Consider the following 18,424-nt stretch of genomic DNA (forward strand, 5'->3'; position numbering starts at 1 on the left):
GAGTGCAACTTGACTGTCAGGCACGCCACAACCGTCCCAAGGCGCGGACCAGGCCGGGTGCGATCCGGTTGGCCAGGTGCACGGCCTTGGCCTCCACCGTGACGGGTACCACCACTCTGCGGTCGTCCACCGCCTTGAGCACCTCGGCCGCGACCTTCTCCGGCCCGAAGCCGCGCCGGCGTGACGTGGCGTCCGCCCGGCGCCGCCGCTCCTCCTGCTCGGCGGGCGTGGCCCCGGCGAACGTGAAGGTCTTGGTGAGGTTCGTGCGCACGGTGCCGGGGCACAGGGCGGTCACCGTGATCCCGTGCCGCCGCAGTTCGGCGTCCAGGCACTGGGCCAGCATGAGGACGGCGGCCTTCGTGGTCGAGTAGGCGGGCAGCGCGGCGTTCGGCAGGTAGCCGACCACCGACGAGGTGACGACCAGGTGCCCGCCTTCGGCCCGGTCCACCATCTGCGGCGCGAAAGCCCTCAGCGTGTGCACGACGCCCCAGAGGTTGACGTCCACGACCCGTCGCCAGTCCTCCTCCGACGTGCGGAGGAAGGAGCCGACCACGCTGACGCCCGCGTTCGCCATCACCACGTCCGGCACCCCGTGCCGCGCCCTGATCTCGTCCGCCACCGCCCCCACCGCCGCCGAGTCCGCCACGTCGACCCGGTACGCGTGCCCACCGACCCGTTCGGCCGTCTCCCGCGCCCGCTCCCCGTCCACGTCCAGCACGACCACCTCGGCGCCCTGCCGCGCGAAGGCCACCGCCGTGGCCCGGCCGATCCCGCTGCCCGCCCCCGTGATGACCACCAACCGCTTCCGCCGCTTGCCGTCGATGGCGTCCTCGATGTGCCGCGCCACGTGCTCCGGGTGCGTCCGGGGCGCCCAGTGCCCGGCGTGGATCGAGCTCCGCGTCAGCTCGTCGACCCAGGGCTCCGCCGCCTCCAGGTGCTCCCGCAGCACGTACGGGTCCTTGGTCAACTCGATCTGGTGAACCCGCACCGAGACCCGTGCCGCGGGCAACCCCCGCCCCACGTTGGCCCGGTACAACCCCAACCCGTTGACCAGCTCCCGCCGCCCCGCCCGCAACCACTTCCGCACCACCGGCAGCGCCCACACCAACTCCGGCGCCACCGGCACCTTGAACCCCGCGATGTACCAGGACCGGGCCAGCACCTTGCCCACCTTCACCGGCCGCAAGCGGTTGCGCCTGACCCAGTCCGCCACCTGCCCCAGGTCCGGCCCGGAGATGCTGGTGAACGACAGGAACAACTCGGGCCTCGCCGCCACCGCCGCCCAACCCTGCAACGACCCCCAGTCGTGCCCGACGAGGTGAACCGGTTCCCCGACCGCCGTCACCACCGCCACGAGGTCCTCCACCAACCGCTCGACCCGGTACCCCTCGTGCCCACCCCCAGCGGGCGCGTCCGACCCACCGGCCCCCCGACCGTCGAACCGAACCACCCGGAACCGCTCCCCCAACCTCGCCGCCACCCCGTCCCAGACCTCGGACGTGTCCGGGAACCCGTGTGCCAACACCACCGGAACCGCACCGGCCACCCCTCCCTCGACCACCCGAATCCCCAGGTCACCACCCCGAACCACCCACTCACGTCCCGGTTCCACAACCCAAGAGGGTAGGGGGTGAAAAGCACTGTCCCGAGTGCGCTAAGCTTCCACCCGTAGCTGCGGCCCCCGTAGCTCAGGGGATAGAGCACCGCCCTCCGGAGGCGGGAGCGCAGGTTCGAATCCTGCCGGGGGCACATCAAGGACAGGGCCAGGGATCACTTCCTGGTCCTTCTTCCGTTTCCAGACCCGGCCGACCGCTCCTTTCCGGCGTCGAGGCCGGTGGGTCGTGCACGGTGACCGCGAGAACGAGCAAGAGCCGTGGATGCGAAGTCCTACGCGGCGGTCGTGGACGTGTGTGCGGGGCTCGCTGGTCGGCTGTCCGATGACGCCCCGGGTGCCGTGCGGGAGCATTTCGCGGCTGGGGAGTGGGATTTGGGTGAGTCGACGCTCCTGCTGTCGACGAACGCCTCGCACCACGGCGGGCTCAGGCTGCGACGCGCTTGGCGGGAACCGCTTGAAGGTGCGCCGGACGTGGCCGGGTGGGCGCACGTGCGCCAGGTCGCCGAGGGAACGGACGTGCTCAGCGCGTACTCGGGCCTGGCTTCGCGGCTGTGGGTGGTGCTGGGCCGCCTGACCGTCGAGCCTGTCGTCGGTGACGGCACGGAGCGGTTCACCGCGTCGCCGACGCCGTCGCGGCCAGTCGGGAGAGGCTCGTGGATTCCTCGCTGCCCTCCTCCGCGCTGAACACGTGCACGACGAGGCCCATCTCGCCGGGAGTGGTGGGCACGTGGAGGGTTTCGTAGTCCAGCGTGAGGATCCCGGCTTGCGGGTGGCGCAGTCGTTTGCGGCCCGCGCCGCACACCACGACCTCGCCGCTCGCCCAGATCCGGCGGAAGTCGGGGCTTCGGGCGGACAGGTCGGTGATCAGCCCGGTCAGGTCGCGGTCGTCCGGGTAGCGGCCCGCGGCGACGCGGAGTTGGCCCACGGCCTCGGCGGCGCGCGGCTCCCAGTCCGGGTGGAGGGCGCGCGCGGCCGGGTCGAGGAACAGGTACCTCGCGTTGTTCCGGTCGCGGCGGTCGGGGTCGGACAGGCCGCCGAACAGCTCGCCGCCCAGCCTGTTCCAGGCCACCACGTCGAGGCGGTGGTTCGTCACGAACGCCGGGAAGTCGCCCACCGCGGCCACGATCCGGCGCAGCAGCGGGCTGACGCGGGCGCTCGGCGCGGCGCCGTGCCGGACTCCCACCAGGGTGGTCAGGTGCCCGCGCTCGGCCGCGTCCAGGCCGAGCGCCCGGGCCAGCGAGTCCAGCACCTCGGGTGACGGCTGGGTCGCACGGCCCTGTTCCAGGCGCACGTAGTAGTCCACGCTGATCCCTGCCAGCTGGGCCAGCTCCTCCCGGCGCAGGCCGCGGACCCGCCGGCGACGACCTCCGGCCAGGCCGACGTGCTCCGGGGCGACCCGTGCCCGACGGGCGCGCAGGAACGCACCCAGCGCCCGCCGCGCGTCACCGATCCCGTCGACGTCCTCGCTGCGGTGGTCCACGCCGTCCATGCGTCCCAGTATTCCCTGGCCCTCGCGGTACCAGGACCGCCGGACCGCCGGACGCACGGGGTTCTGGCTGCCCCGCCGCGAACGGGCGAGCGTGGGGGCATGAGCGTGCAGAAGAAGGTCCTCGTCGTCAGCGCACACCCGGAACCCCGGTCGCTCAACGGCACCCTGACGTCCTTCGCCACCGAACACCTGCTCTCGGCGGGACACGAAGTGCGGGTGTCCGACCTCTACGCGATGAAGTGGAAGGCGGCGGTGGACGCGGACGACTTCCCCGACCACACCGGGGCCGGGCCGCTGGACGTCCTGACCGCGCACGAGCGGGCCACGCTGGCGGGCCGGCTGACGCCCGACGTCGCGGCCGAGCAGGAGAAGGTGCGCTGGGCGGACGCGGTCATCCTGCAGTTCCCGATGTGGTGGTTCTCCCTCCCCGCGATCCTCAAGGGCTGGGTCGACCGGGTCTTCACCAACGGTTTCGCGCACGGCCCCGCGGTTCCACCGCCGTACACCGAAGGCGCTCTGGGCGGACGGCGCGCGCTGCTGTCGGTCACGATCGGCGCTCGCGCGTCGGCGTTCTCCGACCGGGGCGCCCACGGCCGCTTGGCGGACCTCCTCTTCCCGGTCCAGCACGGCGTGCTGTGGTTCACCGGCATGGCGCCGCTCGCGCCGTTCGCGGTCTACGGCGCGGTCGGCCTGTCGACCGAGGCGTACGCGGCGGCCGAACGGGAGTACGGGCGGCGGCTCGACGGCCTCTTCACCGACGAGCCGGTGCCGTTCCGGTCCCTCGCCGACGACTACGGCCACGACCTGCGCCTGCGGCCGGACCTGGCGACCCCCGGGACGAGCGGGCACGACCTCCACCTCCGGGATGTCGGCCCGGCGCGGGGGTGAGCCGCGGACGGAGCTCCGACCATTGGATGTCCGCACCGGACCGTCCCAGATGAACACGAGGAGTATCTATACGGTCACGGAAAGCTATTTATGAGTGTCTTATGTAGATAGCGCCGACCGGGTGCTGTGAAAGCAATACGGAAGAGGCAGCGGCACGCCGGGCCATGCGAAGGTCAAGCGCAAGTCGCAGGCCCCTTTGACCGGAGGCAAATGTGTCGATCATCGATACCTCCCGACCCCAGCAAACACTGGAACAATTGAAGGAAACGCTGTCACAGTTGGTGCCGGTCCTGCGGGACAAGGCAGCGTGGGCGGACGAGAACCGCCGGCTCCACGACGAATCGATTCAGGCGCTCGCCGACGCGGGGATCTTCAAGCTGAGGATGCCGGCGCGGTACGGCGGCTACGAGGCCGACACCCGGACCCTGGTGGACGTGTCCATCGCGCTGGGCCGCGCCGACGGCGCCCTGGCGTGGACGGTCTCGACCTACTGGATCGCGTCGTGGATCGTCGGCCTGTTCCCGGACGTGGCCCAGGACGAGGTCTTCACCACCCCCGACGTCCGCGTGTGCGGCGCCGTCAGCCCGAGCGGCGTGGTGGTGCCGGTCGAGGGCGGGTACGTGCTCAACGGCTCGTGGCACTTCGTCAGCGGCGCGTGGCACGCGAACTGGCAGGAGCTGGCCACGATCCTGCTGCGGCCGGACGAGGAGCCCCTGCCCGTCATCGTGGCGGTGCCGATGTCGAGCCTGGAGATCGTGGACGACTGGCACACCTCGGGCATGAGCGGCAGCGGCAGCGTCACCACGGTGGCGAAGGACGTGTTCGTCCCGGCGACGCACCTCATCCCGCTGGAGGCGGCGATCCGCCCGAACGGCGTCTCCGAGCTGAACGCGGACCGGCCGATGTGGCGCAGCCCCACCATCCTGGCGGGTTCCGCCGCGACGGTCGGCATGCTGGTCGGCATGGCGAAGGCGGCCTACGACGCGTTCATGGAGCGCATCCCCGGCCGGCCGATCCGCTACACCGACTACGAGCACCAGGCCGAGGCCCCGATCACGCACATCCAGGTCGGCACGGCGTACATGAAGATCGAGCAGGCCGAGTACCACGCCTACCACGCCGCGGCGCTGGTCGACGCGAAGGCCGCCAGCGGCGAGCCGTGGTCGATCGCGGAACGCGCCCGGGTCCGCGCGGACGAGGGCTGGGCGACGAAGCTGGCGAAGGAGGCCGTCGACCTGCTCGCCTCGGCCAGCGGCGGCTCGTCGATCTACCGCCACGAGCCGATCCAGCGGATCGTGCGCGACATCCAGGCGATCAGCGTGCACCCGATGTTCAGCCCGGACTCCAACACGGAGACCTTCGGACGGGTGCTGTGCGGGCTCGAGCCCAACACGATGTTCATCTGAGTCGGGTCTCTCCGGTCAAGAGCCGCCGCGCGATCAGCGCGGCGGCTCTTCGCTGTGCCCGGTGGGCCGGACCTCCGGTGGACCGGGCCGCCCACAGTGCACATAGGACAGAGCACACAGGACACAGGACCACGGGACACGGGGACACGGGGACACGGGGGACGGCTGCGAGACCGGAGCACGGCGAACGAGGAGCACGGCGAACGAGGAGCACGGCGAACGAGGAGCACGGCGGACAAGAACGTGCCCGGTCGGCGGGATCCGCCGACCGGGCACGCGAGGGAAGATCAGCCCTCAGTCGTTCTTCTTCCACATGATGATCTGGAGGTAGTTGCCGTCGGGGTCGGCGAACGTGCCGAACTTCCCGGACTCCCGGTCCGCGACCGAGATCCACTCGACGCCGGCGGCCTTCAGCTGGGTCTCCACGGCGTCGAAGTCCTCGACGTGGAAGTTCATGATCACGCGACCCGGCTCGTTGTTCTTCGCCTCGACGTCGTCACGCCCGTCGATGACCAGCAGGAAACCGCCGAGGTCGATCGGGCCGTCACCGCTGAACTCCGGCGCCAGCGCCTTGATGTACCACGCCCGCAGCTCGGCGGGACGGGTCGTGCCGAGCAGCATGCTGCCGGGCTTGAGCGTCGTCATGTCAAATCTCCCTCGTTGTGTGATCCAGCTCGCGGTAAGAGGCTATCGCCACACCGGGTGTCAGGAGACCGCCGCCGCGGTCTCCGGGGACGAGGAGCGGCTCTCGTCACGAGGACGCAGCCCGAACCAGATGAGGGCCACGCTCACCAGCGTCACCGCCACGTTCACCCCGAGCGCGAGGTGGGTTCCCGTCAACGCGTCGGACTGCGTGGCGGCGATGGCGACCATGATCGGCGCGCCGATGGTGAGGGCCACCTGCTGCGTCATCGAGGTCAGACCGGTCGCCAGGCCCTGCTCCTCGTTCGGCAGGCCCGAGGTGCCGATCACCGTGTACGACACGATGCAGGCGACGTGCACGAAGAACCCGAGGAACAGCGCGGGCACCAGGATGATCAGCGCGAGCTTGTTCGAGCCGAGGAACACCAGCGGGAGGATCATCAGGGCTTGCAGCGTCAGCGCCACGGTCAGGACGTTCCGGCCGCCGTGCTTGCCGATGAAGCGACCGGCGATCGGACCGGCGAACACGGCCGCCAAGCCGGGGATGCCGAAGGCGAGACCGGTGATCACCGGGTTGAACTTCAGCACGTCCTGGAGGTACAGCGTCATCAGGAAGATCATGCCGGTCTCCATGGAGAAGATCACGAGACCGGCGAAGTTGCCCCACTTGACCGTGGGCTTCTTGAGGAAGCGCACCGGCGCCAGCGGCGCGGACGACTTGGTCTCGATCACCCAGAAGGCGGCCAGCAGCACGATGCCGATGGCGGCGGCGACGAGGCTGCTCTCCATGATCGCGTAGACCACGGCCAGCAGACCACCGGTGACCGTCACCGCGCCCGGCACGTCGAGCTTCTGCCGGTTCGGCATCTTGCTCTCACCGATCAGCATGGGGGTGGCCACGATGATGGCGATGGCGAACGGGATGTTGATGAAGAACGCGGCCCGCCAGCTCAGCAGGCTGACCAGGATGCCGCCGACCAGCGCGCCGGCGGTGAAACCGCCGGAGAGGATCGCGCCGTTGAGGCCGAGGGCGCGGTCGCGCATCTTGCCCTCGGAGAACGTCGTGGTGATCAGCGACAGACCCGCGGGAACCGCCATGGCGGTGGAGAGGCCCTGGAGCGCACGGGCCGCCAGCAGCATCTCCGGGTTGGTCGCGAAGCCGCCGAGCAGCGAGGCCAGGGCGAGCAGGACCTGTCCGGCGATGAACAGCTTGCGGCGGCCGAACAGGTCGGCGAACCGGCCGAACAGCAGCATGAAACCGGCCGCCGGCAACGTGTACGCGGACACGATCCAGGGCAGCTGGGTCAGTTCCATGTCGACGCCGCCGCCGACCTGCGGCAGGGCGACGTTGAGGATCGAGTAGTCGGCGGCGAAGATGAAAGCGGCGCCAAGCAGCACGAGGAGGATCAACCGCTGCCTGCCGCTGAACCGCAGCGGGGAGGACGTTTCGGCAGTCAAGATGCGATCCCTTTCTTGGAGTGTTCCCACAGATGTCGTGATCCAGCCACGCTTTCCGGCTAGGCCGAGCCGCTCGGCGAAGCCGGAAGGCGTGACCAGGCTTTGCGCCGCGGCTGTGCTAGAGGTCGCCCAGGAACTTCACCAGTTCGGCGTTGACCTCGTCCGGGCGTTCCTGCTGCGTCCAGTGACCGACCCCGGGCAGCACGACCGTGCGCTTGAGGTTGGGCACCAGGTACGACAGGTTGGCGATGAGCTGGTCGATCCCCGGCAGCGAGACGCTGCCGTCCCGGTCGCCGTGCACGTACAGCGCCGGAGGAGTCATCGGCGCGCCCTGGAACGGCGCCGTCAACTCCCAGCTCAGGTCGAGCGTCCGCCACCAGTTCAGGCCGCCGGTGAAACCGGTCCGGGCGTACTCGGCCGTGTAGAACTCGATGTCGGCCTCGGTCAGCCAAGCGGGCAGCTCGGCCGGTTCGGGCATGAGGTCGGAGAGGTCGCCGCCCTCGGGCACCACGGGGAGCGTGGGTCCGTCGGCCCGCGGCGAGTCGCCGAAGCCCCAGTTGAAGAAGCGGAGGAGGGAGGCGCGGGGGTCGCCCTCCAGCTCCGCCTCGGCCACGCCGGGCTCCTGGAGGTAGTTCATGTAGAAACCGGGACCGAGCGCCTGGGTGAGCCCGGTCAGGGCGCTCACCGGGCCGCGCGGCAGGTAGGGCACGCTCAACGCGACGACACCGCGGACGCGGTCCGGGCGCAGCAGCGCGGTGTTCCAGGCGACCGACGTGCCGAAGTCGTGCGCGACCAGCACCGCCTGCTCCTCGCCGAGGGCGTCGAGCAGGCCGATCACGTCGCCGACCAGGTGGAGCTGCGAGTACTTCTCCACCGCTTCCGGGCGGTCGGTCTGGCCGTAGCCGCGCAGGTCCGGGGCGACCGCGTGGTAGCCGGCCGCCGCCAGGGCGGGGAGCTGGTGGCGCCAGGAGTACCAGGACTCAGGGAAGCCGTGCAGCAGCACGACCAGCGGCCCCTCGCCCTGTTCGGCGATGTGCATCCGGATGCCGTTGGTCTCCACGAACCGGTGGGTGATCCCATCGGTGCTTGCCGATTGTTGGTCGCTCATGGTGCGCCTTCCTTGACAGGTGCCCGAGGTGGACTCCCCGGAAGCTTCCTTCCGGATCGACACCGGCTCCTACTTCTGCCTTGCTCAGTCGCCGAGCGCGAAACCGGGTATTCTCGGATTAACGCGGTCGACCGACCTGATCGGCCCGGAGCCTTTTCGTGACATGCCGAAACACCCCATGACCGGGTGACCGGCGCTCGGGCCCGTCCTGGTCGGACCCGTTCGCCGAAAGGCGCGCGAACGGGTCCGACCGAGGAACTCGAATTGCGTCCCGGTACTACGGGTACCGCGGTACTACGACAAATCCCGCTCCACCGCTTCGGCGACCCGCTTGATGGCCGCCAACCGCCGGTCCCAGTCCGCCGCGAGCGAGGACATCCACCGCGTGGTGGCGTCCAGCCCGGCCGGCCGCAGCGAGTACCTCACCTCGCGGCCGACCCGGTTGCCGACCACGAGCCCGGCGGCGTCCAGGACGGCGAGGTGCTTGACGATCGCCTGCCGGGAGACGGGCAACCTCCCGGCGAGCGTCGTCGCGGTGACCGCGCCCTGGGCGGCCAGCAGGTCGAGCAGTCGGCGACGGGTGGGGTCGGCCAGCGCGACGAGAACGTTGCCGACCTCTTCGACCGCATCGTCCGGTTCTGTTCTCACACAGTCGACTCTTCGACGCGCTTCTTCGCCGCGTTGAGCACCTGCGGCCAGCCGCCGGTGTTGTCCTTGATCGTCCGCGCGCGCACGTCCTCGGACACGGTCAGCGCGGCGAACCCGCTCTCCACCACGGTCAGGCGCGTCTTGTCGCCCTCGGGGGACAGCGTGAACTCCACCAGCGTGCTGTTGCCCTCGGTCAGCTCCTGACCCGGGAACGCGGGCGCCCAGCGGTACGCGACGTACGAGTGCGGCTCGACCTTCACCACGGTCACGGGGAAGTCGCCGTACTCCGGGTTCTTGGCCACCGTCGACTCGCCCTCGACGGCGGTGGTGTCCTTGATGCTCTCCGGGTCGGCCACCCAGAAGCCGGGTGCGGACACCAGGGACCAGACGCGCTCGACAGAGGCGTCGATCAGTGTGTCGCGTTCGATCCGGTCGTCGCTCATGGGGAAGCTCCTTCAAGTGCCATCATTGAGTGCAACCAGATGATTGCACGTCGTCCAGCGTCGTGCAACCCGGTAGTTGCACGACGTTTTCGGCCCCGCGGTCGACCTCTCCGCGGACACGGTGCGTGACCGCCCTGTCGTGTGCGTTACATCGGCACGGAATGTTCACCTGCCCGCGAGCCGGTGAGCCGGGGGTCGTTCGCAGTATTGCCGACCGTGCCCGCCGGCAAGCGGCGGTCGAGCCGCAAAAGCACGCAGGGAGAAGTAATCCCGGTCCCCCGGGCGCGATGCTGGTCTCCGTTCACTCAGCCGCATCGAGTGTTTTCCCAGAACGCCACCAGCCGAGCGGTCGATAGCGAGGCGTGCGCACTTCGCCTCTCGAAGAAGGGTCCATACATGATCACGCTGGATACCGTGAACCTGGAGATCGACGGGTCGACGGCCACGATCTACCTGAACCGGCCGGACAAGAAGAACGCGATGAACCCCCAGATGCACCGGGACATGAACGCCGCCCTGGACGCCATCGAGGAGGCCGGCACCGTCAAGGCGGTCGTCATCACCGGCAACGGCGACAGCTTCAGCTCCGGCATGGACCTGGAAGAGTGCTTCCTCCAGCCGTTCGACGACCCCCAGCTGTTCTACAAGACCAACCTGGTGGCGCTCAGGTGGTTCCAGCGCCTGAAGGCGTTCCCCGCGGTGACCATCGCCAAGGTCAACGGCTTCGCCTTCGGCGGCGGTTTCCTGGTGGCCGGCCTGTGCGACCTCGCGGTCACCGACGAGGCCGCGCTGTTCGGCCTCTCGGAGATCAACTTCGGCATCTTCCCGGCGGGCGGCGCGACGTGGGCGGCCACGCACAACCTGCCGCGCAAGAAGGCGCTGTACTACATCCTCACCGGTGACACGATGACCGGCGCGCAGGCCGCCGAGTACGGCCTGGTGAACTTCGCCGTGCCCGCCGACCAGCTCGACGCGGCGACGGACAAGATCGTCCGCAAGATCGTCAAGAAGAACCCGGTCACGCTGGCGCTCGCCAAGCAGGTCTACGAGCGCACCACCCAGCTCGACCTGCCCGCCGCGATCGACTACGACCAGGCGAAGCTGTGGGAGCTGTCCCGGCTCAGCGGCAACGAGTGGATCAACGTGGCGCTCAAGCAGTTCGAGAAGCGCGCGTACCAGCCCGGGTTGTCCACCTACGACCGGCCGGCCGAGGCGCGGGCATGACGGTCGCCGGTCCGGACGTCGAGATCCCGCAGACATCGCTCACGTCGTTCGTCCTGCGGCACGCGGACGAGCACGGCTCCCAGGTCGCCGTCGTGGACGCCTCGAAGAGCACTTCCTACACGTTCGCGGAACTGGCGTCACAGGTGCGGCGCGCGGCGCACGGCCTGCGCCGGGGCGGCTTCCGGAAGGGCGACGTGCTCGCCATCCTGGCCCCGAACGTGCCGGAGTACCCGATCGCCTACCACGCGGCCGCGCTGGCGGGCGGCGTCATCGTCGCCCTCAACCCGCTCGACACGTCGGACGACCTGGTCGCCCGGCTGGACGAGGCGGGCGCGCGGTTCCTGGTGACGGTGCCGCACGAGATGCCGAAGGTGACCGCCTTCCTCGACCGCACCGACGTCGAGGAGATCATCGTCCTCGGTGAGGCGGAGGGCGCCACGCCGTTCTCCTCGCTGGTGGCGTCGTCCGACGAGATCGTGGAGACGGCGCTCGACCCGGCCGAGGACGTGGTGACCATCCTGCACTCCAGCGGCAGCACGGGTCTGCCCAAGGGCGTGCAGCTGACGCACCGCAACATGATCGCCAAGGCGTTGCTGACCAGCATGGTGGCGCCGAGCGGCCGGGACGACAAGGCGCTGGCGATGCCGCCGTTCCACCACGCCTTCGGGTTGTCCATGATGATGAACGCCTGCCTGTACCAGGGCACGACGCTCGTCACCATGGAGCGCTTCGACCCGGAGACGTTCCTCCGGACGATCGAGGAGCACCGCATCACCCGGCTCTACATCGTGCCGACGATCGCCGTGCTGCTGGCGAAGAGCCCGCTGGTCGACCGGTTCGACCTGTCGTCGCTGCGCTCGATCGTCTCCGGCGGCGCGTCGCTCGACCCGGAGATCGCCCGCCTCGTGCGGGAGCGGATCGGCTGCGAGATCGGCCAGGGCTACGGCATGACCGAGGCGATGTGCTCGTTCATGCAGACGCCGGAGACCGTGTCGGCGTCCGTGGGCCGGACCGCGCCGGGCGTCGAGTGCAAGATCGTCGACGTCGACACCGGCGAGGAGCTGGGGCGCAACCGCAACGGCGAGATCCTGATCCGCGGGCCGCACGTGATGAAGGGCTACCTGAAGGCGCCCGAGGCCACTCGCCAGACGTTGGAGCCGGACGGCTTCCTGCACACCGGCGACCTCGGCTACGTGGACGACGACGGCGAGCTGTTCATCGTCGACCGGATCAAGGAGCTCATCAAGTACAAGGGCCAGCAGGTGTCGCCGGTCGAGCTGGAAGCGGTTCTCATGCGGCACCCGCAGATCGTGGACGCGGCCGTCATCGGCGTCCCCGACGAGGAGTCGAGCGAGATCCCCAAGGGGTTCGTCGTCACCAACGGGTCCATCACCGCCAGGGAGATCATGGACTGGGTGGCCGAGCGCGTCGCGCCCTACAAGAAGATCCGGCAGGTCGAGTTCATCGACCAGATCCCGCGCACGCCGGTCGGCAAGATCGAACGGCGGACGCTGGGCGCCCGCGCCACGGCGGCCTAGGACCCGCCGCGGGTGGCAGGGTGGTGTGCGGCCTGGTCGCTCCGGCGACCAGGCCGCCCCCGCGCGTGTCGAACCCCCGCGTCCCGCGTGTCGAACCCCCGCGTCCACCGTGTCCTACGTTCAGGAGCCCCGAGTTCGACGCTCAGGACGTCGGACCGTGACCCGAGCGTTGAACTCGGGGTACGCGGGCGTTCGACATGCAGGACGTGAGCGTTCGACACGCGGGGCCTGAGGGTTCGACACGCGGAAGGGCAGGGCCGTGGTGGCGGCCCTGCCCTTCCGGTTCCCGCGGACCGCGTCAGGACAGCTTCTTCAGCCCCACGCCGTTGAGGACGTAGCCGGGCGCGATGGTCGAGGCGTCGGACTGGAGCAGGTCGACGATCGACTTGCCGGCCAGCTCCGGCGTCAGCAGCGGGCCCACCTTGGCCAGGAACTCGTCCGTCGAGAGGCCGGACCTGGCCGCGTAGGCGCGCACGGCCGGGCCGCCGACGTCGGTGGCCGGCGCGAACTGGGGCAGGACCGTGGTGAACGTGATGTCCATGCCGGCCCGGCGCGCCTCGTCCTGGGCGTAGCCGGTGATGAACCGCAGGGTGGACTTCGCGCCCGCGTAGCCGCCGCTGAGCGGCGAACCGCCGATGGCCGCGCCGCTGCTGAACACGACCACCCGGCTGCCCGGCCGCAACGGCGTCAGCAGGATCTCGCGCAGCCAGTGGAACGCGATGCGGACGTCGGTCTCCCAGTTGACCGCGAACGTCTCCCAGGTCTGCTCCTGCAACGGCCGCATGTGGGGCGTCGCGCCGGCCACCAGGACCACGGCGCTGGGCTCGTGGCGGTCGATCAGGGTCGCCGCGACGGTGGCGTCACCGGCGTCGGCCACCTCGGTGCGGATCGACCCGGAGCCCGGCGCCGGTTCCGGGAACGTCGCGGCCGTGCGGGACACGGTGACGACCGGCGCGCCGGCCGCGGACAGCGCCTCGGCCACACCGCGGCCGAGGCCCCGGCTCGCGCCGACGACGATCGTGGTCCTGCCGGACAGGTCGGTCATGGAGTCCTCCAAGTGGTGGTGGGTCCGACGGGTCCATTCGGGAGAATCGGACGCGGATCCAGCATTCCGCCAACGGGTTCGCCGGACCTACTCCCCCGTTGCCCGCCGGACGCCGGGTTCGCGGCGGCGGATCAGGGCCGGCGGATCAGGGCGACCGAGTAGGCGACCACCCAGACGACCCACAGCAGCCAGCCGGCGAGGCCCGGGAACACCAACGGGCCGGGGCGGGCGACCACGAGCGGGGCGAGGGTGGCCGAGGTGAACAGCAGCGCGGCCGACAGCAGCCCGAGCCGGGCGTGCCACGCGGGGATGAGGCCGGCGTGCCGCCCACCGAGGGACAGGCCCACCAGCGCCGACGCCAGGAACACGCCGTTGAGGGTGAACAGGGCGTCGTGCAGGGACCAGAGGGCTCCGGTCGGGTCGTCGGCCACGGCCAGGCGGAGCGCGGTCACGGCGGCGAACGCGCCGTTCTGGAGCAGCACGCCGGCGAACCCGACCAGGGACCACGCCTCGCCGCGCTCGCGCTCGGACCGCCGCAGCGCCGCCACCACGCCGGCGGCGAAGACGGTGGACAGCGCCCAGGCGGCCGGGGTGAGGGCGGACGCGACGCCGACGGCGCCCCGGTTGGCCGTGAAGTAGGCGATGACCGCCGCGGTCTCCGCGCCGGTCGACGGCAGGCCGGTGGGCACCATGATGGCGTTGGCCAGGACGATCAGGGTGGCGAAGCCGAGGCCGCAATAGCCCGCGATGCGGAGGAACGGGCTGGTCGGCACCGGCACGACCACTTTGACTTTACGTGACATATATTCAATATAGCTAGCATTAAGAGGTGAGCGTGGGCGAGACGGGCAAGCGCCGTTACGACTCGTTGCGGCGGGTGGCGCAGGCGCAGGAGACGCGGGCCGGGATCGCGCACGCGGCACGCAGGCTCTTCGTCGCGCGGGGGTGGGCGGCGACGACGGTGCGCGCGGTGGCCGAGGAGGCGGAGGTCTCGGTGCCCACGGTGTACGCGGCGTACGGCGACAAGGCGGGACTCGTGCGTGCCGTCGCCGACGCGGTGGACATCTCCGCCGATCCGGCGACGACGCTGGCCGAGCTGGCGGACGCGGCGGCCGATCCGGCCCGGCAGCTCGCCGCGATGGCGGCCTACGACCGGCGGCTGTTCGAGCGCTCGGGTGACGTCATCGCGCTCGTGCGCGAGGCCGGCCGGACCGAACCCGCGCTGGCGGCGGCGTACGAGGAGGGCCGCCGGGGCGGCGACGCCACCCGCGCCCGGGTGTTCTCGTCCTGGCCGGACGGAGTCCTGCGGCCCGGCTTGGACGTGCGGTCGGCGGTCGACGTCTACGCGGCGCTGTGCAACATCGACGTCTACACGACGCTGACCGTCGAACGGGCCTGGTCCCCGGACCGGGTGCAGCAGTGGTGGGGTGAGGTCCTGGCCCGGGAACTCCTCGCCCGGTGAGGACGGCGTCCAGGAAGAAACCGGCCATCGCCGCGGTTTCGATCATGGCCGACCGCATGCCGACGCGAGGGCGGCCACCGGGCCTGTTCGGCGGATCCGACGCCTACCGCCCGGCCACCCGCACCGGCAGCCCGCGCAGGATCACCGCGATCGGGTGGGCGAGCTGGTCGAGGTCCGACCTCGGGTCCTCGGCGTAGACCACGGCGTCGGCGGGAGCGCCGGGTTCCAGGCCCGGCAGCCCGAGGTACGCGCGAGCGTCCCAGGACGCGGCGGCGAGGGCGTCGTGGGGACGCATCCCGGCCCCGGCCAGCGCGCGGACCTCCTCGATGATCCCGCCGTGCGGCAGCGAGTCCGTGCCCGCGAGCACCCGGACCCCGGCCTCGGCCGCGGCGGCGACGAGCGGGCCGTGCGCCCGCGCGCCGCGCAGGTACCACCGCTTGCCGGGGCCGTCGGGCCGGCCGCTCACCTCGGGCACCGACCGCTCCATGACCGACAACGTCGGCGTCAGCGCCGTGCCCTGCTCGGCCATCCGCGCCAGCAGGTCCGGGTCCAGCAGCATCCCGTGCTCCACCGAGTCGGCGCCGGCCAGCACCGCGACCTCGCCGCCCGCGGCCTGCTGGGTGTGCACGGCGACCCGGCCGCCCACCGCGTGCACCGCCTCCACCACGGCGGTCATCACGTCGAGCGGCACCGGCGCGCCGTTCGAGCTCCAGTCGCCGACGACCTTCGCCCACCCGGTGCGCGCCGCCTGCGCCGCGGCCAGGGCGGGCAGCTCGGCGTGGTCGGCCCGCCGGCCCCAGCCGTCGATGAACTGGCCGTGCTGCGCCAGCCACGGGCCGGCGTGCCAGGCCCTCGGCGTGTCGGGGTCGACGCCGAACCACGGCGGCGGCTCACCGGCCAGGCCCGGCGCCCGGATCACCGTCACGCCGGCGTCGACGTGCTGCCGGAGGTGGTCGCGCAGCACCGCGTGGTCGAGCGGATCGCCCGCCGCCTCGACGCCGGGGTGCGTGTGCGCGTCCACCAACCCGGGCAGCAGCCACCCCTCGGCCACCAGGTCGGCGTTCGGGACGGGATCGGTGGTCCACCGGTCACCGTCGGCGTACAGGTCGACGTGCTCGCCGTGCGGCAGGGCACGACCTCGGACCCGGATCACCACCCGAAGCACCCCCGGTCTCACGTGACCCCGTCGACCCTAGCCGCGATCGGGACGTGGAGCCTCGGTGCACGCCGTGGTTGTCGGCTGTGGTGAACAGCTGGTCGGCGCCGGGTTGTGGGGGTCCGGGCCGCTGCGGTAGGAGTGGGAACCGGTGTCGGGAGCGGGGGTGTGGCATAAGGATCGGCGAGCTGGCCGAGCGCACCGGGGTGAGCGTGCGCTCGTTGCGGTACTACGAGCAGCAAGGCCTGCTGCCCGCCGACCGCACCACCGGCGGCCACCGCGAGTACCCCGAGCGCGCGGTCGACCGAGTCATCCGCATCCAGGAGCTCTACGCCGCCGGGCTGAACAGCAAGAAGATCGCGCTGATGCTGCCGTGCCTGCGGGACGCGGACGGCGGCCCGTCCGAGATCGCCACGCCGCGGCTGGTGGACGACCTCACCGCCGAGCGCGCCCGCATCGACCGGTTGATCACCGACCTGGTGCGGTCGCGGTGCGTGCTGGCCGAGGTGATCGACGCGGCTTCCGAGCCGCGCTGACGGCTGCGCCGCCACGGCCGCGTCGATCTTCCGGGTGGCGCTCAGTCGTCGACGCGCCGCCGGTAGAGGGCGGTGGCCAGGATGAACGACGCCACCAGCAGGCCGACCGACCACGCCAACGCGGTCCAGCCCCGGTCGCCGATCGGCGTGCCGGTGAGCAGGCCGCGCACGGTCTCGATGACCGGCGTGATCGGCTGGTGCTCGCTGATGCCCCGCAGGAACGCCGGCATCGTGTGGGTCGGCACGAACGCGCTGCTCAGGTAGGGCAGGAACAGCATGAAGAAGCTCAACGCACTGGCCGACTCGACCGACTTCGCCACCGCGCCGAGCCCCGCCGCCAGCCACGACAGCGCCAGCACGTAGAGCAGGAGCAGCCCGGCCACGGCCAGCCACTCCAGCGGCGACGCGGACGGGCGGAAGCCCATCGCGATCGCCGCGCCGACCACGATCGTGGTGGACAGGGCGTTGCGGGCGACGCTGGCCACGACGTGCCCGGTCAGCACGGCGGAGCTCCGGATCGGCATGGAGCGCAGGCGGTCGACCATGCCGCTGCTCATGTCGTCGGTCACGGACATCGCGGTGGACGCGGCGCCGTAGCCGGTGCACAGCAGGATGATGCCGGGCACCACGTAGTTGACGTACCCGGTGCCGGTGTTGATCGCGCCGCCGAAGACGTACACGAACAGGGCCATCATCATCAGCGGCAGGACGATCGACATGAACAGCGTGTCGAGGTTGCGCCTGCCCAACCGGATGCTGCGGCCGACCATGGTCAGCGAGTCGGTGATCGCGTGGCTCATGCCGGCACCCCTTCGCGCGCGGTCAGGGCGAGGAAGACGTCGTCCAGGGTCGGGCGGTGCGAGGAGACCTGGGCCGGCACCACGTGCGCCGCGCGCAGGTCGTCCAGCACGGCGTGCAGGTGCGCGGCGGTGCCGTCGGACGGGAGGCCGAGCAGGAGCCGCTCGTGGTCGGCGGAACCGCCGAGCCGCGCGGCCGAGACGTCGAGCGCCGCGGCCGAGGTGAAGCGGAGCTCCAGCCGGTGGCCGCCGACGCGGGCCTTGAGGTCGTCCGCGGTGCCCTGCGCGGCGACCTTCCCGCGGTCCAGCACCATGATCCGGTCCGCGAGGCGGTCGGCCTCCTCCAGGTACTGGGTGGTGAGGAAGATCGTGGTGCCGGTGCGGACCAGGTCGCGGATGGCGTCCCACATCGTCGTGCGGCTGACCGGGTCCAGGCCGGTGGTCGGCTCGTCCAGGAAGATCACCTTCGGCGCGGCGACCAGGCTCATGGCCAGGTCGAGCCGCCGCCGCATACCGCCGGAGTAGGTCTTGACCCGGCGGTCGGCGGCGTCGACGAGGTCGAACCGCTCCAGCAGCCCGGCGGCACGGGACTTCGCCCCCGACCGGCCGAGGTGCATGAGCCTGCCGACCATGACCAGGTTCTCCCGGCCGGTCTGCTCGGCGTCCACGGCCGAGTACTGCCCGGTCACGCTGATCACGCCGCGCACCGCGGCGGGTTCGCGCACGACGTCGAACCCGGCCACCCGCAACCGGCCCCCGTCCGGCCGCGACAGCGTGGACAGGATCCGGATGGTGGTCGTCTTGCCCGCGCCGTTGGGACCGAGCAACGCGAAGACCGACCCCTCGGCGACCTCCAGGTCTATCCCGTCCAGCACCGCAGTCGACCCGTACGCCTTGCGCAGGCCGGTCGCCTCAACGATCATCACTGCCCCCCTATGTGTATCAGGTACGCATAAAAGCGTATCTCAT

Annotated in this window: 18 protein-coding genes and 1 tRNA gene; 7 read left to right on the plus strand and 12 right to left on the minus strand. The window is 71.0% G+C overall.

Features of this window, described 5'->3' with window-relative positions:
• Positions 1–16: 16 nt before the first annotated feature.
• Entirely contained in the window at positions 17–1,525 is a 1,509-nt protein-coding gene (locus tag ACQPYE_RS35255; protein ID WP_498717435.1) for an SDR family NAD(P)-dependent oxidoreductase, read from the minus strand.
• A gap of 152 nt (positions 1,526–1,677) precedes the next feature.
• Between ACQPYE_RS35255 and ACQPYE_RS35260 the strand changes: the two genes are divergently transcribed.
• A tRNA-Arg gene (locus ACQPYE_RS35260) sits at positions 1,678–1,749 on the plus strand.
• 476 nt (positions 1,750–2,225) lie between these two features.
• Here the strand turns inward: ACQPYE_RS35260 and ACQPYE_RS35265 are convergent.
• The gene (locus tag ACQPYE_RS35265; RefSeq protein ID WP_498717436.1) at positions 2,226–3,104 is read right to left on the minus strand and encodes a helix-turn-helix transcriptional regulator; all 879 of its coding nucleotides are present in this window, start codon (positions 3,102–3,104) and stop codon (positions 2,226–2,228) included.
• Between the two features lie 99 nt (positions 3,105–3,203).
• Between ACQPYE_RS35265 and ACQPYE_RS35270 the strand changes: the two genes are divergently transcribed.
• Positions 3,204–3,992, plus strand: a complete 789-nt coding sequence (locus tag ACQPYE_RS35270; protein WP_498717437.1) for an NAD(P)H-dependent oxidoreductase — start codon at positions 3,204–3,206, stop codon at positions 3,990–3,992.
• 257 nt (positions 3,993–4,249) lie between these two features.
• The gene (locus ACQPYE_RS35275) at positions 4,250–5,398 is read left to right on the plus strand and encodes an acyl-CoA dehydrogenase family protein (protein WP_498717438.1); all 1,149 of its coding nucleotides are present in this window, start codon (positions 4,250–4,252) and stop codon (positions 5,396–5,398) included.
• A gap of 294 nt (positions 5,399–5,692) precedes the next feature.
• Here ACQPYE_RS35275 and ACQPYE_RS35280 read toward each other — a convergent pair whose 3' ends face one another.
• The 5 genes from ACQPYE_RS35280 to ACQPYE_RS35300 all read right to left on the minus strand — a co-directional run bounded on the left by ACQPYE_RS35280 (position 5,693) and on the right by ACQPYE_RS35300 (position 9,697).
• Entirely contained in the window at positions 5,693–6,043 is a 351-nt protein-coding gene (locus ACQPYE_RS35280; RefSeq protein ID WP_498717439.1) for a VOC family protein, read from the minus strand.
• A 60-nt stretch (positions 6,044–6,103) separates the two neighbouring features.
• A complete protein-coding gene (locus ACQPYE_RS35285) occupies positions 6,104–7,498 on the minus strand; it encodes an MFS transporter (protein ID WP_498717440.1) in 1,395 nt (464 codons plus the stop codon).
• A 118-nt stretch (positions 7,499–7,616) separates the two neighbouring features.
• Positions 7,617–8,606, minus strand: a complete 990-nt coding sequence (locus tag ACQPYE_RS35290) for an alpha/beta fold hydrolase (protein ID WP_498717441.1) — start codon at positions 8,604–8,606, stop codon at positions 7,617–7,619.
• A 294-nt stretch (positions 8,607–8,900) separates the two neighbouring features.
• Positions 8,901–9,254 (minus strand): ArsR/SmtB family transcription factor, encoded by a 354-nt coding sequence (locus ACQPYE_RS35295; protein WP_123745709.1) that lies wholly within the window; start codon positions 9,252–9,254, stop codon positions 8,901–8,903.
• On the minus strand, positions 9,251–9,697 hold the full coding sequence (locus ACQPYE_RS35300; RefSeq protein ID WP_498717442.1) for an SRPBCC domain-containing protein: 447 nt from the start codon (positions 9,695–9,697) through the stop codon (positions 9,251–9,253). The genes ACQPYE_RS35295 and ACQPYE_RS35300 overlap by 4 nt, the downstream gene beginning before the upstream one ends.
• Positions 9,698–10,093: 396 nt before the next feature.
• On the opposite strand from ACQPYE_RS35300, the gene ACQPYE_RS35305 reads away from it, so the two are divergent.
• Positions 10,094–10,921 carry a p-hydroxycinnamoyl CoA hydratase/lyase gene (locus ACQPYE_RS35305; protein WP_498717443.1) on the plus strand — a complete coding sequence of 276 codons (828 nt, stop codon included), beginning with the start codon at positions 10,094–10,096 and terminating at the stop codon, positions 10,919–10,921.
• Positions 10,918–12,459: an AMP-binding protein gene (locus ACQPYE_RS35310; RefSeq protein ID WP_498717444.1), complete on the plus strand. Its 1,542-nt coding sequence runs from the start codon at positions 10,918–10,920 to the stop codon at positions 12,457–12,459. The genes ACQPYE_RS35305 and ACQPYE_RS35310 overlap by 4 nt, the downstream gene beginning before the upstream one ends.
• Positions 12,460–12,757: 298 nt before the next feature.
• On the opposite strand, the gene ACQPYE_RS35315 is transcribed toward ACQPYE_RS35310, so the two are convergent.
• Both ACQPYE_RS35315 and ACQPYE_RS35320 read right to left on the minus strand, forming a co-directional pair.
• On the minus strand, positions 12,758–13,504 hold the full coding sequence (locus tag ACQPYE_RS35315; protein ID WP_498717446.1) for an SDR family NAD(P)-dependent oxidoreductase: 747 nt from the start codon (positions 13,502–13,504) through the stop codon (positions 12,758–12,760).
• Positions 13,505–13,635: 131 nt separating this feature from the next.
• Complete coding sequence (locus ACQPYE_RS35320; RefSeq protein WP_498717447.1) at positions 13,636–14,307, minus strand: hypothetical protein; 672 nt, start codon at positions 14,305–14,307, stop codon at positions 13,636–13,638.
• A 26-nt stretch (positions 14,308–14,333) separates the two neighbouring features.
• Between ACQPYE_RS35320 and ACQPYE_RS35325 the strand changes: the two genes are divergently transcribed.
• Positions 14,334–14,966 carry a TetR/AcrR family transcriptional regulator gene (locus ACQPYE_RS35325; RefSeq protein ID WP_498717448.1) on the plus strand — a complete coding sequence of 211 codons (633 nt, stop codon included), beginning with the start codon at positions 14,334–14,336 and terminating at the stop codon, positions 14,964–14,966.
• Positions 14,967–15,069: 103 nt separating this feature from the next.
• On the opposite strand, the gene ACQPYE_RS35330 is transcribed toward ACQPYE_RS35325, so the two are convergent.
• Positions 15,070–16,119, minus strand: a complete 1,050-nt coding sequence (locus ACQPYE_RS35330; protein WP_498717449.1) for an amidohydrolase family protein — start codon at positions 16,117–16,119, stop codon at positions 15,070–15,072.
• Positions 16,120–16,310: 191 nt separating this feature from the next.
• On the opposite strand from ACQPYE_RS35330, the gene ACQPYE_RS35335 reads away from it, so the two are divergent.
• Positions 16,311–16,658: a MerR family transcriptional regulator gene (locus ACQPYE_RS35335; protein ID WP_498723046.1), complete on the plus strand. Its 348-nt coding sequence runs from the start codon at positions 16,311–16,313 to the stop codon at positions 16,656–16,658.
• Positions 16,659–16,699: 41 nt separating this feature from the next.
• Here ACQPYE_RS35335 and ACQPYE_RS35340 read toward each other — a convergent pair whose 3' ends face one another.
• Positions 16,700–17,458, minus strand: coding sequence for an ABC transporter permease (locus ACQPYE_RS35340; protein WP_498717450.1), 759 nt, complete (start codon positions 17,456–17,458; stop codon positions 16,700–16,702).
• Entirely contained in the window at positions 17,455–18,378 is a 924-nt protein-coding gene (locus ACQPYE_RS35345; protein WP_498717451.1) for an ATP-binding cassette domain-containing protein, read from the minus strand. Before ACQPYE_RS35345 ends, ACQPYE_RS35340 begins: the two co-directional genes overlap by 4 nt.
• Positions 18,379–18,424 lie beyond the last annotated feature (46 nt).

Source organism: Actinosynnema sp. CA-299493, assembly GCF_050946825.1.
Lineage (GTDB): Bacteria > Actinomycetota > Actinomycetes > Mycobacteriales > Pseudonocardiaceae > Actinosynnema.

Excerpts from the sequence above, each read along its gene's own strand:
- ACQPYE_RS35265 (WP_498717436.1), bottom strand. The coding sequence starts at position 3,104 with ATGGACGGCGTGGACCACCGCAGCGAGGACGTCGACGGGATCGGTGAC.
- ACQPYE_RS35270 (WP_498717437.1), top strand. The coding sequence starts at position 3,204 with ATGAGCGTGCAGAAGAAGGTCCTCGTCGTCAGCGCACACCCGGAACCC.
- ACQPYE_RS35280 (WP_498717439.1), bottom strand. The coding sequence starts at position 6,043 with ATGACGACGCTCAAGCCCGGCAGCATGCTGCTCGGCACGACCCGTCCC.
- ACQPYE_RS35290 (WP_498717441.1), bottom strand. The coding sequence starts at position 8,606 with ATGAGCGACCAACAATCGGCAAGCACCGATGGGATCACCCACCGGTTC.
- ACQPYE_RS35300 (WP_498717442.1), bottom strand. The coding sequence starts at position 9,697 with ATGAGCGACGACCGGATCGAACGCGACACACTGATCGACGCCTCTGTC.
- ACQPYE_RS35305 (WP_498717443.1), top strand. The coding sequence starts at position 10,094 with ATGATCACGCTGGATACCGTGAACCTGGAGATCGACGGGTCGACGGCC.
- ACQPYE_RS35310 (WP_498717444.1), top strand. The coding sequence starts at position 10,918 with ATGACGGTCGCCGGTCCGGACGTCGAGATCCCGCAGACATCGCTCACG.
- ACQPYE_RS35315 (WP_498717446.1), bottom strand. The coding sequence starts at position 13,504 with ATGACCGACCTGTCCGGCAGGACCACGATCGTCGTCGGCGCGAGCCGG.
- ACQPYE_RS35320 (WP_498717447.1), bottom strand. The coding sequence starts at position 14,307 with ATGTCACGTAAAGTCAAAGTGGTCGTGCCGGTGCCGACCAGCCCGTTC.
- ACQPYE_RS35340 (WP_498717450.1), bottom strand. The coding sequence starts at position 17,458 with ATGAGCCACGCGATCACCGACTCGCTGACCATGGTCGGCCGCAGCATC.
- ACQPYE_RS35345 (WP_498717451.1), bottom strand. The coding sequence starts at position 18,378 with ATGATCGTTGAGGCGACCGGCCTGCGCAAGGCGTACGGGTCGACTGCG.